This is a genomic window from Agrococcus sp. Marseille-Q4369 (assembly GCF_018308945.1).
Taxonomy (GTDB): Bacteria; Actinomycetota; Actinomycetes; order Actinomycetales; family Microbacteriaceae; genus Agrococcus.
In genome coordinates, this window is the sequence record NZ_CP070501.1 from 1,478,093 (window position 1) to 1,492,651 (window position 14,559).

Below are 14,559 nucleotides of genomic sequence, written 5' to 3' on the forward strand. Positions count from 1 at the left end.
GTGAATCGCGAGGAGGGGACCCCGTTCGGGGTCCCCTCCTCAGCTGCGCGGGTCAGGCGCCGGCGGGCGCGAGCTCCGGCTCGTGCGGCTCCGGCGACGTGTGGGTGAAGACGAACTCGTCGTCGACGAAGTCGACCGTGACGTGCTCCCCCGAGCCCAGCTCGCCGTGCAGGATCTTCTCGCTCAGCACATCCTCGACCTCGTGCTGCACCGCGCGGCGCAGCGGCCGAGCGCCGAGCGCCGGGTCGTGGCCGATGTGGATGAGCCGGCGCTTGGCCGCCTCGGTGAGCTCGATCGTCATGTCGCGGTCCATCAGGCGCTCCGCGAGGCGCTTGATGAACAGGTCGACGATCTGCAGCAGCTCGTCCGGGCTGAGCTGCGGGAAGACGATCGTCTCGTCGACGCGGTTGAGGAACTCGGGCTTGAAGTTCTTCTTGAGCTCCTCGCGGACCTTCGCGCGCATCCGCTCGTAGTCGTTCTCGCTCGAGCCCTCGAGCACGAAGCCGACGGGCCCGCCCGAGATGTCCTTCGTGCCGAGGTTCGTGGTCATGATGATGACCGTGTTCTTGAAGTCGACCACGCGGCCCTGGCCGTCGGTGAGGCGGCCCTCCTCGAGGATCTGCAGCAGCGAGTTGAAGATGTCGACGTGCGCCTTCTCGATCTCGTCGAAGAGCACGACCGAGAACGGCTTGCGGCGCACCTTCTCGGTGAGCTGGCCGCCCTCCTCGAAGCCGACGAACCCGGGAGGGGCGCCGAAGAGCCGCGAGACGGTGTGCTTCTCGCTGAACTCCGACATGTCGAGCGAGATGAGGGCGTCCTCGTCGTCGAACAGGAACTCGGCGAGCGCCTTGGCGAGCTCGGTCTTGCCGACGCCCGTGGGGCCGGCGAAGATGAACGACCCCGAGGGGCGACGCGGGTCCTTGAGGCCCGCGCGCTGCCTGCGGATCGTCTTCGCGAGCACGCTCACGGCCTCCTCCTGGCCGATGACGCGCTGGTGCAGCGCCTTCTCCATGAAGACGAGGCGCGCCGACTCCTCCTCGGTGAGCTTGAACACCGGGATGCCGGTCGCGTTCGCGAGCACCTCTGCGATGACGCCCTCGTCGAGGATGCCCGTGTGGCCGCCGTTGCCGGAGCGCCAGTGCTTCTCGAGCCGCAGCCGCTCGCCGAGCAGCTCCTTCTCCTCGTCGCGCAGGCGCGCAGCCGCCTCGAAGTCCTGGCCCTCGATCGCCCCCTCCTTGCGGGAGCGGACGTCGGCGATGCGCTCGTCGAACTCGCGCAGCTCCGGCGGTGCCGAGAGGATCGACAGCCGCAGGCGGGCGCCGCCCTCGTCGATCAGGTCGATCGCCTTGTCGGGCAGGAAGCGGTCCTGCACGTAGCGGTCGGCGAGGTTCGCCGCAGCGACGAGCGCGCCGTCGGTGATCGTCACCTTGTGGTGCGACTCGTAGCGGTCGCGCAGGCCCTTGAGGATGTTGATCGTGTGGGCGACCGACGGCTCGTTGACCTGGATGGGCTGGAAGCGGCGCTCGAGCGCGGCATCCTTCTCGAAGTGCTTGCGGTACTCGTCGAGCGTCGTGGCGCCGATCGTCTGCAGCTCGCCGCGCGCGAGGAGCGGCTTGAGGATGTTGGCCGCGTCGATCGCGCCCTCGGCGGCGCCCGCGCCGACGAGCGTGTGGATCTCGTCGATGAAGGTGATGATGTCGCCGCGCGTGCGGATCTCCTTCGTCACCTTCTTGAGGCGCTCCTCGAAGTCGCCGCGGTAGCGGCTGCCGGCGATGAGGCTGCCGAGGTCGAGCGTGTAGACCTGCTTGTCCTTGAGCGTCTCGGGCACCTCGCCCTTGATGATCGCCTGCGCGAGGCCCTCGACGACGGCCGTCTTGCCGACGCCGGGCTCGCCGATGAGCACGGGGTTGTTCTTCGAGCGGCGCGAGAGGATCTGCATGACCCGCTCGATCTCCTTCTCGCGGCCGATGACGGGGTCGAGCTTGCCGTCGCGCGCGGCCTGCGTGAGGTTGCGCCCGAACTGGTCGAGGATCTGCGAGCCCTTGGTGTCGGACTGCTGGGTCGTGTCACCGCCGACCGTGGTCGACTCCTTGCCCTGGTAGCCGGCGAGGAGCTGGTTGACGGTCTGGCGCACCCGGTTGAGGTCGGCGCCGAGCTTGACGAGCACCTGGGCGGCGACGCCCTCGCCCTCGCGGATGAGGCCGAGCAGCACGTGCTCCGTGCCGATGTAGTTGTGGCCGAGCTGCAGCGCCTCGCGCAGGCTCAGCTCGAGCACCTTCTTGGCGCGCGGCGTGAACGGGATGTGGCCCGTCGTCTGCTGGCTGCCGGTGCCGATCATGTCCTGCACCTGCGCGCGGACGGCATCGAGCGAGATGCCGAGCTGCTCGAGGGCCTTGGCTGCGACGCCGTCGCCCTCGTGGATGAGGCCGAGCAGGATGTGCTCCGTGCCGATGTAGTTGTGGTTGAGCAGCTTCGCCTCTTCCTGAGCGAGCACCACGACTCGGCGAGCGCGGTCGGTGAACCTCTCGAACATCGCTGCCTCCCTTCGTTGATCTCGAGCGTAGCCGCGGGGTGGGGGACGCCGCGGCCGTGTTCGCTGTGGGCACGAACGACGGATGCGTGGAGGCCGCCGTGCGCGGCGCGCGCTTGACGTCCTTGTCGACCGTCGTTAACGTATCGACGGTCGATAACAATGAGGATCGATAACTCGATCGCAAGGAGCCATCATGACATCCACCGCGAGTTCCAGCCGGACCCTGGCCCGCGGCGACGCCGCCTCGCTCGCCGCCTTCGTCGTCGCGGGCGCCGCGATCGCCGTCTCCGTCGCCGTCGCCGGCGTCGTGCGCGTCGCAGAGCTGCTGGGCGGCGGCGCGGTGCGCGTGCCCTTGCGCTTCGCCGGCACGCGAGCCGAGGCACCGATCGGGCCGGGCGGCGACCCCGTGACGATCGAGCTCGACCGAGCGGTCGTCGTGGCAGCCGAGCTGCCCATCCCGTCCCTCGTCGCGCTCGTGCTCGAGCAGGCGGCGCTGGTCGCCACGGTGCTCGTCGTCGTGGGATCGCTGCTGTGGCTCGCCGTCAGCATCCTCCGCGGTCGTGTCTTCTCGCGGCGCAACACCGCGCTCGTGGCGACGGCCGGACTGACCGCCGTCATCGGCGCCGCGCTCGTGCCCCTCTTCGCGAACATGGGCGCGAACGGCGCGGTCGCCGCGCTGTCCGGCGGTGACTTCGAGACCCCGGTGATCGCGGTCGACCCCTTCCCCTTCGTCATGCTCGCCTTCGTCGGCGCGCTCGCCAGCACGGTCTTCTCGGTCGGCGCGCGGCTGCAGCGCGACACGGAAGGGCTCGTCTAGTGCCGGCGGAGGAGGACCTCTCGCGCTTGCACTGCCGGCTCGACGAGCTGCTGGAGGCGCGCGGGATGACGCTCACGGCGCTCGCCGCGGCGGTCGGCGTGAGCCTCGTCAACCTCTCGGTGCTCAAGAACGACCGCGCCAGGGCCATCCGCTTCTCCACCCTCATCGCGCTGTGCGATGCGCTCGAGTGCCAGCCGGGCGACCTGTTCGAGGTGCGCCCACACGGAACGCCTGGCTCGCCCCGATAGCCTCGGGACGACGTCGAAGGAGCCAGGTGAACGATCAGCCCGCCCAGCCCTGGGAGCAGCCGCAGCCCGTCCAGCCCGAGACCGGCCACGAGCCTGCCCAGCAGGGCTACCCGCAGCCGAGCGCTGCCCAGCCGCAGTACGGCCAGCCGGTGCTCCCGCCCGCGCCGGTCGGCCAGCCGGGCTACGGCGGCTACGGCCAGCCGGCGCCGCAGGGCTACGGGCAGCCGTCGTACCCCCCGCAGGCCTACGGCCAGCCGGGCTACGGCTATGCGCCGCAGGGCTACGCATCCGCCCCGCCGCCCTCGAAGCCGGCGCTGCTGCCGGCAGCGCTCCCGATGCCCGACCAGGCGTACGCGAACGCCTTCCGCCCGCTCACGAAGCGCGTCGGCCGCTGGTTCCTCGCCTGGGCGATCGCGATCGGGTTCTTCGCCGCCGGGCAGATCGTCATGCTCGCGCTCATCATGCCCGGCCTCGTCGACGCGCTGCTGGACCTCGACCTCGCCGAGGCGTCGACCAACCCGGACTCCGCGGCCTTCGACGCGCTGTTCGAGGTCATCGGCTCGCCGCTCGGCATGGCGGGCGTCAACCTCTCGTGGGCCTCGATGATCCCGGGCGCGATCGTCGCGGCCGCCGCCTTCGGCAAGGGCGCCGGCGGCTACGTCTCGAGCGTCGTCGGCCGCTGGCGCTGGGCGACCGTCGGCCGCGCGGCGATCGTGATCGTGCCGATCTTCGCCATCTACATCGGCGTCACGCTCTCGCTCGACCCGAGCATCGAGTGGCAGTGGAACCCCAACTGGGGGCTCGTCGCGATCATCCTGCTCACGACCCCGCTGCAGGCGACGGGCGAGGAGTTCGCGTTCCGCGGCTTCCTCACCCAGATGCTCGGCGGGTGGATCGCGAACCCCTGGGTCGCCTCGATCGGCATCGGCGCGCTCACGGGCCTCATCTTCGGCGCCGCGCACATGCATGCATCGATCGCCGCGACGCTGCAGCTCTCGCTCGTCGGCTTCACGTGCTCGATGCTCACGTTCCGCACCGGCGGCCTCGAGGCCGCGTCGGTGCTGCACACGGCGAACAACGTCTTCATCATGGTGCCGCTCGCGCTCACCGGCACGTCGGCGTTCTCATCGCAGCCCGTCTCGGGCGAGGACTGGCTCTCGCTCGGCATCGCGATCCTCGCGCTCGGCGCGAGCTACCTCGCGGTGCACTTCTTCCTGCGCAAGGAGCAGCGCTGGACGAAGGGCGCGCCAGGGGCCGAGCTGCTCGTGCCGCAAGCGCGGCTCGAGCCGCAGGTCGCGGCACCCGTCATGCGCTGACGCCGTCCGACGTCCGCGATGGCCGGCGGCGCCGCCCGCGCGTCAGCGGGCTGGGTCGTCGGGCGACGGCGTGGACGCGGATGCGCGCTCGGCCGCCTGCGCGGCCGGAGCCGTGCTCGGTGCGGCCGCGGACGCATCCGCCGATCCCCTGGGAGGCAGACCCGCCTTCGCGCGCTCCTCGGCCTCGATGCGGTCGTACTCGAGCCGGGCGGTGCGGTCGCCGCGGATGATGAACCGCAGCACCATCCAGAACAGCAGCCCGAGCACGATCGTCGGGATGAGCGAGAAGATCGCGTTCCCCCACCAGCTCTCAGGCATGCGGTGATCCTATCGCTCGCTGCGCCGCCCTGCGGGCGCCGCGAGCCGGCGACCCGGTCCGATTCACTTCGGCTGGCCGGGCGAAGGCGTCAGGAAGTCGCCCGTCATGCCGAGCGTCGCGTCGGTCATCCGCATCGAGGAGGCAGCGTCGGGCGCGCTCCCGGTCAGCGCACGGATCGCGTCGATGGTCTCCGGCACGACGATCGACTCGTTGTGGACCTGGTAGGTCAAGTACACCTCGTCGTCCTGCACGGTGACCAGATCCTCCCAGATCGCCACCTCCCACATGTCGCCCCGCGGTCGGCCGAGGTCACGCATGAGCTCGATCGTGGAGTTCAGCGCGACGAGACCGTCGGACATCCGGATGAACGCGACGCGCGGAGCGGCGCGGAACGCGTCGAGCACCTCATCCCGGGTCACCTGCTTCGTCATCCGAAGGGTCCAGTAGTGGTTGTGCGTCTCCGTGTGCGCGCCCTTCGCCGCGATGGTGACGAGGTCGAGCTCAGGCATCACCGTCTGCGCGTCCGGCCCTTGATGCGAGGGGATCCTCGCTTCCGGGACGACGGTGTTCATGATGCCGCCCAGGTGCGATTCCCATGGATCCGTGGCACGTCGGATCAGCACCCCTCGAGCGCTCGAGAGGAGGCCGGCGTCATGCAGCGCGCCCAGCACGCGCACGATGCTCGTCGTGTTGCACGACACGACCCGGGTGCTCTCGCGACCGAGCGCGCTCTCGTAGTTCGCCTGCGCGACGAAGGAGTGCCCGGTCGTCTCATGCGACTCCCCACCCTGGAGCACGAACCTGACCCCGGCATCCCGGTACCGCTGGATGTTGCCAGCCGCGACGCGCTTCGGAGTGGTGTCCACCACGATGTCGACCGCGCTGATGAGATCCTCCAGCGTGCCGGCGATGTCCAATCCAGCCGCACGCATGGCGCGCGCCGCGTCGTCGGTCGCGCCGAAGATCGGCGCCTTGCCTCTCGCGGCCATGATGCGCCAATCGGTCGCGACGTCGGCGACGCCGACGAGCTCCATGTCTGGCTGCAGCCGCACCGCGTCGGCGACCCGCTTCCCGATCACGCCGTATCCGTTGACGGCCACCCTGGTCTTGCTCATCGCCCATCCTCCCGGTTGGTTCGGTGTGTTGGATCCTGCGCGCTCGTCGCCGACCGCGCATCCCCGCGCGTCCCTCGCGCCAGCGGGAACCGCTCGCTCTCGCCTCCCGAGAGGAGCGCGAAGCGTCCCGCGACTCCGACCCGGACGGGAGGTGCGCCGCACGGCAGCAGCGAGACCGTCACGAGATCTCGGCTCAGGGACACGTCGATCCGATGGCCCCGGTAGCCGATCTGGAAGCCCGCATCCTCGAGGTGGCCGGGCAGGCGGGGATCGAGGATGAGCGCATCCGCCTCGGTCCGCAGGCCGGCGAAGGCACGGATCACGATGTCGATCGTCCCGGACATCGCCCCGAGGTGGATCCCCTCGCGCGTGGTGCCGCCCTGCGTGTCATCCAGGTCTGCGATCAAGGCCGCCCGGAACGTGGACCAAGCCTGCACCTCGTCGAATCGGGCCAGGACCGAGGCGTGCACGACACGGCTGAGCGTCGAGCCGTTCGCGGTTCGGGGGAGGTAGTACGCGATCGTGCGCTCGAGGTCCCGCTCCGAGCACTCGTAGCCGAGATGATGCAGCTGCTCGATCACGCCGGCGGGCCCGAGGAGGTAGATCAGCATGAGCACATCCGCCTGCTTCGAGAGCTTGTAGCGGTTGGCCATGTCGCCCTCGGCCTCGAGGATGAGATCGAGCCGCCCGATGTTGCCGTACGTGGCGCGGTAGCGCTGCCAGTCGAGCTCGAGCAGCTGCTCATAGCCGTCGAACTGGCTGATCACGCCATCGGCGTGGAACGGCACAGCAAGACGGCTGCCGAGCACGGACCACATACGGATCTCGTCCGTCGTGATGTGCAGCCGGTCTACGAGGTCGTCACCGGGATGACCTCGCAGCTCCTCCAGCGCATCGGCGGCGCGGTCGCAGAGCCACGACACGAGCACGTTCGTGTAGGCGTTGTCGCGCAGGCCCTCGCCCGGCGCGTGCGGGTATCCATCGTGGTACTCGTCGGGCCCCATCACGCCGTCGATGTGGTATCTGCCCGTCTCGGGCTCCCAGCGTGCCGACGACGCGAACATCCGGGTGACCTCGACGATGAGCTCCGCACCGCGCGCTGCGAGCCAGTCCCGGTCGCCGGTGGCCTGGAAGTGCTGCCACGCGTTGAAGGCCACCGCGAGCCCGACATGGCGCTGACGGCTCGAGTTGTCCGGCATCCAGCGGGCCGAGCGCGTGTTGTACAGCTCTCGCGGGGTCTCCTCGCGTCCGTCGCTGCCGCTCTGCCAGGGGAAGAGCGCCCCCTCGAGTCCTTGCGCGCGCGCCGCGGCCCGAGCGGCATCCAGCCGCCGCCAGCGGTACTCCAGCAGCGCCTGACCGACCCGAGGGCATCGCAACCCGACGACCGGCATGAAGAACAGCTCGTCCCAGAAGACGTGCCCCCGGTAGCCCTCGCCGTGGAGACCGCGGGCGGGCACCCCGGCATCGAGCGCTGCGCTGTGCACGGAGATGGTCTGGAGGAGATGGAAGACATGCAGGTTGAGGAGCAAGCGTGACTGCTGATCGGAATCGAGCGCGATCGCGAATCGATCCCACAAGCGCCGCCACGCCGCCACATGCTCGGTCAGCAGCGCCTCGAAGCCCGGGCGCCGACGGTCCAGCTCGGTCAGCGCGGCAGCGCCGGGGGACGCGATGGCACCGTCGCGGGAGGTGACCACGGCGACATCCTTGTCGATCGTGACCGGCAGGCCGTCCGCGAGCCGGAGGTCGAACTGCCGCCAGTGAGCCGCGCCGTCGCGCTCAGCGGCGCGTGGCGTCACGGTCGCATCGCCCGTGAGCGTGGTCCGAACGGCGAGCGCGATGCCGATCCGGCTCTGCACGGTGCTGACTTCGCACAGCACCGTGTCGATGGCCGCCTCGGTGAACGAGGGGTCGGAGAGATGCCGGGTGCTGGCATAGGCGCGGACGTTGCCGTTCGCCACGGCCGCATCGATGCCGACCCGAACGCCGACGGCGCCGCTGAAGCCCTCGGCCGTGATGGTGGTCTCCAACCCCGCGAGGTGAGGGTTGTGCATCGCGACCAGCCGCCGCTGGAGGATGCTGAGTCGTTGGCCGGACTCTCCGATCAAGGTGGCTCGGCGCGTGAGGACCCCGCGACGCAGGTCGAGCTCGCTCCGCTCCTCCACGACTCGGATCCCCCCGCTCGACCACCACGGCCCATCCCCGATGCGGAGGTCGAGCGGCAGCCAGTTGGGGACGTTGACCAGGTGCTCCTCCTCGAGCGCGTGACCATGGATCACGCCGGTGGCACGGTTGTAGACCCCTGTCAAGTACGTGCCGGGATAGTGCACGCCGTCATCGTGATGCTCGGGACGCGCCCCTCGGGTCGCCATGTACCCGTTGCCCAGAGCGGTCAGCGCCTCGCGATGGCCCTCGTGCGCAGGGTCGAAGCCGTCGTAGACCAGGGTCCAGGAGTCGGCCTCGGTGGCGCCCAGGTCGAGCTGTGAGACGTCTCCCAGCACGACATCGGCGCCGGCCAGCTCGAGCTGCTCGCGGTTCCCCGTGCGGTCGATGCCGACCACGAGCCCGAAGCCGCCGCGTCGAGCAGCCTCGACACCGGAGACAGCATCCTCCACGACCGCCGCGCGCGCCGGCGGTACGCCGAGCAGGCGCGCCGCCGCGAGGAACATCGCCGGATCCGGCTTGCCCGGCAGCCGCTCCTCCGCAGCGGTCTGCCCGTCGACGATCACGTCGAACTCGACGTCGAGCCCGGCTGCAACCAGCGAAGCGCGAGCGTTGCGGCTCGCGGTGACAAGGCCCACAGGAACCCCGCCCGAGCGCAAGCGCTTCAGCAGGGCGACGGTTCCCGGATAGGCGGCTACGCCCGCGCGGCGCACCGATTCGAGGAACAGCACGTTCTTGCGCGCACCGAGCCCGTAGACCGACCACTCGTCCGGCCCGTCCTCTGGACTGCCGTCGGGCAGTCGGATGCCGCGCGACGCGAGGAACGCGACCACTCCATCCTCGCGCTGCCTCCCGTCGACGTAGCGCCGGTAGTCCTCACCCTCGTCGAATGGCCGTGCCGCATCGGCGGTCGAGAGCCGAGGATCTCGCAGAACCTCATCGAAGAGCTGCTTCCACGCCGCCGCGTGCACGACCGCGGTCTGGGTGACCACCCCATCCATGTCGAACAGCACCGCCTCGTAGGGCACCGCGGGCTCGTGGCGCGTCGGTTCGGGCTCCGTCGCGCCACCGGCTCGGCTGGACAGCCGCATGCTAGACGGATCGGTCCACGGTGCCGCTCTGCGGCCGGCCTGCCGGATCGGGCCCCCACGACCACTGCCAGTCGGTGATCTCTGGCATGTCCTCGCCGTGGACTCGGATGTACTGGCGGTGCTCGAGCAGCTTGTCCTTGAGCTCCTCGCGCACGTGGGCTGAGCTCTCGCGAAGCCGCGGAACGCGGTCGATCACGTCGATGGCCAGACTGAAGCGGTCGATCTGGTTGAGCACGCACATGTCGAACGGGGTGGTGGTCGTGCCCTCCTCCTTGTACCCGCGCACGTGGAAGTTGTGGTGGTTCGTGCGCCGGTAGGTCAGCCGGTGGATCAGCCAGGGGTAGCCGTGGTAGGCGAAGATCACCGGCGCGCCTGTCGTGAAGAGCGCGTCGAAGTCGCGGTCCGTCAGCCCGTGCGGGTTCTCAGCATCGTCCTGCAGCCGCATGAGGTCGACGACGTTGACCACTCGGATGCGCAGGTCGGGGAAGCGAGTGCGCAGGAAGTCGACGGCCGCGAGCGTCTCCATCGTCGGCACGTCGCCGGCGCAAGCCATCACGACGTCGGGCTCGGCACCCGCGTCGGAGCTCGCCCATTCCCAGATGCCGATCCCCTTGGTGCAGTGCACGACGGCGGATTCCATGTCGAGGTACTGCAGCTGCGGCTGCTTGCCCGCCACGATGACGTTGACGTACTGGCGGCTTCGCAGGCAGTGATCGGCGACGGACAGCAGCGTGTTCGCGTCCGGCGGCAGGTAGACGCGGATCACCTCTGGCTTCTTGTTGATCACGTGATCGATGAAGCCCGGATCCTGGTGCGAGAAGCCGTTGTGATCCTGCCGCCACACGTGCGAGGTCAGCAGGTAGTTCAGCGATGCGATGGGTCTGCGCCATTCGATGCGGTTGGCGGTGTCGAGCCACTTGGCGTGCTGGTTGAACATCGAGTCGACGATGTGCACGAACGCCTCGTAGCACGAGAAGAACCCGTGTCGGCCCGTCAGCAGATAGCCCTCGAGCCAACCCTGGCAGGTGTGCTCGGACAGGATCTCCATCACTCGGCCGTCTCGGGCGAGGCGATCGTCTTCCGGCACCGTGCGCGCGTTCCATGTCCGATCCGTCGCCTCGAGCACTGCGTCCAGTCGGTTGGAGTTGTTCTCGTCCGGGGCGAAGACCCGGAAGGTGTCCGAGTTCATCGCCATCACGTCTCGCAGCATCTCGCCCAGCACTCGCGTGGACTCGACCGCCCCCGTGCCCGGTTCCGTCACCGCGACCGCATAGTCGCGGAACTCCGGCATGCGCAATGCGCGAAGCAGCACGCCGCCGTTCGCATGGGGGTTCGCGCTCATCCGGCGGGCGCCCGTCGGGTGCAGGGTCCGGATCGCCTCGACGGGAGCACCGCTCTCGTCGAACAGCTCCTCGGGACGGTAGCTGCGCAGCCAGTCCTCCAGCACCTTTCGGTGGCCGTCGTCCTCACGAGCGGCGCTGAAGGGCACCTGGTGGGAGCGCCAGGAGCCTTCGACCTTCTTCCCGTCCACCTCGGCTGGCCCTGTCCAGCCCTTCGGGGACCTCAGCACGATCATCGGCCAGCGAGGACGCTCGTTCGTGCCGTCCTCGCGGGCTCGCCGCTTGATCTCCGCGATCTGGTCGAGGCAGGCGTCCAGAGCTCTGGCGAAGTCCTGGTGCATCTGCCCGGGATCATCGCCCTCGACGTAGTGCGGCGTGTGGCCGTAGCCCCGCAGCAGGCCGTGCAGCTCGTCCCGGTCGATCCGGTCCAGCACTGTCGGATTCGCGATCTTGTAGCCGTTCAGGTGGAGGATCGGCAGCACGGTGCCGTCGCGGGCCGGATCGATGAACTTGTTCGAATGCCAGCTCGCGGCAAGGGGACCGGTCTCCGCCTCGCCGTCACCCACCACGGCGGCGACGATCAGCTCCGGATTGTCGAACGCCGCACCGTAGGCGTGCGAGAGCGCGTAGCCAAGCTCCCCGCCCTCGTGGATCGAGCCGGGAGTCTCCGGCGCGACATGGCTGGGAATCCCACCGGGGAACGAGAACTGGCGGAACAGCCGCTCCATCCCCACGGCGTCCTGCGAGATGTTCGGGTAGGTCTCGCTGTACGTGCCTTCGAGCCACGCCGCCGCCACCGGGCCCGGCCCGCCGTGCCCGGGGCCCATGACGTAGATCGTGTCGAGGTCTCGCTCGATGATCGCCCGGTTGAGGTGCGCGTAGATGAAGTTGAGCCCGGGGGTCGTCCCCCAGTGGCCGAGGAGGCGCGGCTTGACGTGCTCGGGCAGCAGCGGCTCGCGGAGGAGCGGATTGTCCATGAGGTAGATCTGTCCCACCGACAGGTAGTTGGCCGCCCGCCACCAGGCGTGGATGCGTTCCAGTTGCTGGGGGTCGAGGACGGTTGCCGGCTCGGGCTGGCCCTGCGCGTTCACGGGGTCTCCTGTCTCTCAGACGATTCGGCCTTCACCTGCTGGGACGGCTGCCGGGCACCGCTCGGCTCCGGGAGCGGCCGGTCGCGCTTCGCACCGGCTGCGGCTTCGACGGGGCTCGGCAAGCGCAAGCGCTTCAGCAGCAGGGCGTTCACGGCGACGATCACACTGGAACCGGACATGGAGATCGCGGCGATCTCGGGGCTGAGCATGAGTCCGAACGCGGGATAGAAGACTCCGGCTGCGATCGGCAGGGCGATGACGTTGTACCCGATCGCCCACGCCAGGTTCTGACGCATCTTGCGCACGGTGCCCTTGCCGATCGTCAGGGCGATGGGGACATCGAGCGGATCGGATCGCATCAGCACGACGTCTGCGGTCTCGATGGCCACGTCGGTGCCGGCGCCGATCGCGATGCCCAGGTCTGCCTGAGCCAGCGCGGGCGCGTCGTTCACGCCGTCCCCGACCATCGCCACGCGCTTGCCGGCCTGCTGCAGCTCCCGCATCTTGACAGCCTTGTCACCGGGCAGGACCTCGGCGATGACGGTGTCGATGCCGAGCTGGGCGGCGATCCGGTTGGCGGTCGCCTCGTTGTCTCCGGAGAGCATGACGACCTCGATGCCGGCTTCGTGCAGGGCCGCGACAGCGGGTGCGGCAGTCTCGCGTGCGGCATCGGCGAGGGCGATGACGCCGACAGCCCTGCCGTCCACGGCCACGAGCACGGCGGTCCGGCCCGTCGACGCGAGGGACTCCCGCTCCTGTGCCACGAGGGCCAGGTCGATCCCTTCGCCGACCATCAGCTTGCGGTTGCCGACGAAGATCTTCCGTCCGTCGACGGTCGCGCCGGCGCCGTGCCCAGGCACGTTCCGGAAGGCGCTCGCCGTCGTCGAGCGGACGCCGCGGGCGACGGCGTAGTCCACGACGGCCCCCGCCAGCGGGTGCTCGGACTCCCGCTCGACCGCGGCGACGAGCGCCAGGAGCTCGTCCTCGTCGATGCCGTGGGCGATGAAGTCGGTGACCTCCGGCTCCCCCTTGGTCAGGGTGCCGGTCTTGTCCATCACCACGGTGTCGATGCCGGACGCGGTCTCGAGGGCGGTCGCGTTCTTGAACAGGATGCCGCGCTTGGCTCCCAGCCCGGTGCCCACCATGATGGCCGTCGGCGTGGCGAGGCCCAGGGCATCGGGGCAGGTGATGACGACGACGGTGATGGCGAAGAGGATGGCTTGCGGAACGCCAGCGCCCGCGAGCCACCAGGCAAGGAATGTGGCCGACCCTCCGATCAGCGCGACGAAGACGAGCCAGAACGCTGCCCGATCCGCGAGCCGCTGACCGGGGGCCTTCGAGTTCTGCGCCTCCTGCACGAGGGCGACGATCTGCGCCAGTGCGGTATCGGCGCCGACTCGGGTCGCCCTGACCCGCAGCGTCCCGGTGGTGTTCACGGACGCGCCGATCACGTCGGCTCCGGGCGACTTGGAGACGGGCAGGCTCTCCCCCGTCACCATGGACTCGTCGATCTCCGACTCGCCCGACTCCACCACCCCATCCGTCGGGATCTTCGATCCGGGGCGCACGAGCATCAGGTCGCCGGGCATCACCTCGGCCGTCGGAAGCTCGATGGTCTCGCCGTCGCGGATGACGAGAGCCTTCGGCGGCGCCAGCTCGAGCAACGTGCGCACCGCATCGTTCGCACCGCCCCTGGCCCGCATCTCGACCCAGTGCCCCAGCAGCACGAAGGTGGCCAGCACGGTGGCCGCTTCGTAGAACACCTCCCCGCCGCCCGTGAGGGTGACGACGAGGCTGTAGATCCATCCCGCTCCCACGCCCACGGCGACGAGGACCATCATGTCGAGCGTCCGCGCGCGCAGCGCCCGGTAGGCGCCGTCGAAGAAGATCCACGCCGCGTAGAAGATCACCGGCAGGGAGAGGATGAGCGCGAAGACGTCGTCGCGCAGGCCGAACGGCGCCGGGACGGTGAAGCCGAGGACCTCGCGCCCGATCGGCGACCACAGCGTGATCGGCACCGAGAGGATCGCCGCCACCAGGAAGCGGTTCCGCATGTCGCGGATCATCGATCCCATCGACATGCCGTGGCCGCCGCCGTGACCCATGACGTCCTGCGCCTCGCGGGTACCGAGCCGGCTGTCGCGGGCCGGCCCGGCGTCGGCATGTGCGGCGTGGGCGATGGATCCGGCACCCTGGCTGTGGTGGGAGTCGCCGTCACCCCGAGCCGCGTGATCGCCCATCGGGTCGCAGAGGTGGTCGGGCACGGACTGGCCGGAGCAGTGATAGCCGCAGTCGCGGATCCATTCGGTCAGGTCGGCGATCGACGTCACCGTCGGGTCGAACGTGACGGTCGCGGTCTGCGAGACGGGATTGGCATCCACGCGCGTCACGCCGGGACGACGGGACAGACTGGTCTCCGTGACGGCCTTCGAGGACGCCCAGTGCACTCCCACCATCTCCATGACGACGGTCTCTTCCGTCTCACCCATGGCGCATCGTTCCTCTCAGTAGTGCGTCGTGAGGACC

9 protein-coding genes are annotated in these 14,559 nt (G+C 69.7%); 3 read left to right on the forward strand and 6 right to left on the reverse strand.

Features of this window, described 5'->3' with window-relative positions; genetic code table 11:
- Positions 1-52 precede the first annotated feature (52 nt).
- Entirely contained in the window at positions 53-2,533 is a 2,481-nt protein-coding gene (locus tag JSQ78_RS07420; protein WP_211446758.1) for an ATP-dependent Clp protease ATP-binding subunit, read from the reverse strand.
- Between the two features lie 193 nt (positions 2,534-2,726).
- Between JSQ78_RS07420 and JSQ78_RS07425 the strand changes: the two genes are divergently transcribed.
- From JSQ78_RS07425 to JSQ78_RS07435, 3 genes are read left to right on the forward strand one after another with little or no spacing between them, the layout of a single operon-like run.
- Positions 2,727-3,350 carry a hypothetical protein gene (locus JSQ78_RS07425; RefSeq protein ID WP_211446759.1) on the forward strand — a complete coding sequence of 208 codons (624 nt, stop codon included), beginning with the start codon at positions 2,727-2,729 and terminating at the stop codon, positions 3,348-3,350.
- Positions 3,350-3,598, forward strand: coding sequence for a helix-turn-helix domain-containing protein (locus tag JSQ78_RS07430; RefSeq protein WP_211446760.1), 249 nt, complete (start codon positions 3,350-3,352; stop codon positions 3,596-3,598). The genes JSQ78_RS07425 and JSQ78_RS07430 overlap by 1 nt, the downstream gene beginning before the upstream one ends.
- A gap of 26 nt (positions 3,599-3,624) precedes the next feature.
- On the forward strand, positions 3,625-4,914 hold the full coding sequence (locus tag JSQ78_RS07435; protein WP_211446761.1) for a CPBP family intramembrane glutamic endopeptidase: 1,290 nt from the start codon (positions 3,625-3,627) through the stop codon (positions 4,912-4,914).
- Positions 4,915-4,956: 42 nt separating this feature from the next.
- Here JSQ78_RS07435 and JSQ78_RS07440 read toward each other — a convergent pair whose 3' ends face one another.
- The 5 genes from JSQ78_RS07440 to JSQ78_RS07460 all read right to left on the reverse strand — a co-directional run bounded on the left by JSQ78_RS07440 (position 4,957) and on the right by JSQ78_RS07460 (position 14,522).
- Positions 4,957-5,232 carry a hypothetical protein gene (locus JSQ78_RS07440; protein WP_211450663.1) on the reverse strand — a complete coding sequence of 92 codons (276 nt, stop codon included), beginning with the start codon at positions 5,230-5,232 and terminating at the stop codon, positions 4,957-4,959.
- Positions 5,233-5,295: 63 nt separating this feature from the next.
- Positions 5,296-6,348: a type II glyceraldehyde-3-phosphate dehydrogenase gene (locus JSQ78_RS07445; protein WP_211446762.1), complete on the reverse strand. Its 1,053-nt coding sequence runs from the start codon at positions 6,346-6,348 to the stop codon at positions 5,296-5,298.
- Entirely contained in the window at positions 6,345-9,539 is a 3,195-nt protein-coding gene (locus tag JSQ78_RS07450) for a beta-phosphoglucomutase family hydrolase (RefSeq protein WP_249295519.1), read from the reverse strand. The genes JSQ78_RS07445 and JSQ78_RS07450 overlap by 4 nt, the downstream gene beginning before the upstream one ends.
- Positions 9,540-9,603: 64 nt before the next feature.
- Entirely contained in the window at positions 9,604-12,033 is a 2,430-nt protein-coding gene (locus JSQ78_RS07455) for a phosphoketolase family protein (RefSeq protein ID WP_211446764.1), read from the reverse strand.
- Positions 12,030-14,522: a heavy metal translocating P-type ATPase gene (locus JSQ78_RS07460; protein WP_211446766.1), complete on the reverse strand. Its 2,493-nt coding sequence runs from the start codon at positions 14,520-14,522 to the stop codon at positions 12,030-12,032. Before JSQ78_RS07460 ends, JSQ78_RS07455 begins: the two co-directional genes overlap by 4 nt.
- Between the last annotated feature and the right edge of the window lie 37 nt (positions 14,523-14,559).

Coding starts and splice junctions, on each gene's coding strand:
- JSQ78_RS07420 (WP_211446758.1), bottom strand. CDS start 2,533: ATGTTCGAGAGGTTCACCGACCGCGCTCGCCGAGTCGTGGTGCTCGCT.
- JSQ78_RS07425 (WP_211446759.1), top strand. CDS start 2,727: ATGACATCCACCGCGAGTTCCAGCCGGACCCTGGCCCGCGGCGACGCC.
- JSQ78_RS07440 (WP_211450663.1), bottom strand. CDS start 5,232: ATGCCTGAGAGCTGGTGGGGGAACGCGATCTTCTCGCTCATCCCGACG.
- JSQ78_RS07445 (WP_211446762.1), bottom strand. CDS start 6,348: ATGAGCAAGACCAGGGTGGCCGTCAACGGATACGGCGTGATCGGGAAG.
- JSQ78_RS07460 (WP_211446766.1), bottom strand. CDS start 14,522: ATGGGTGAGACGGAAGAGACCGTCGTCATGGAGATGGTGGGAGTGCAC.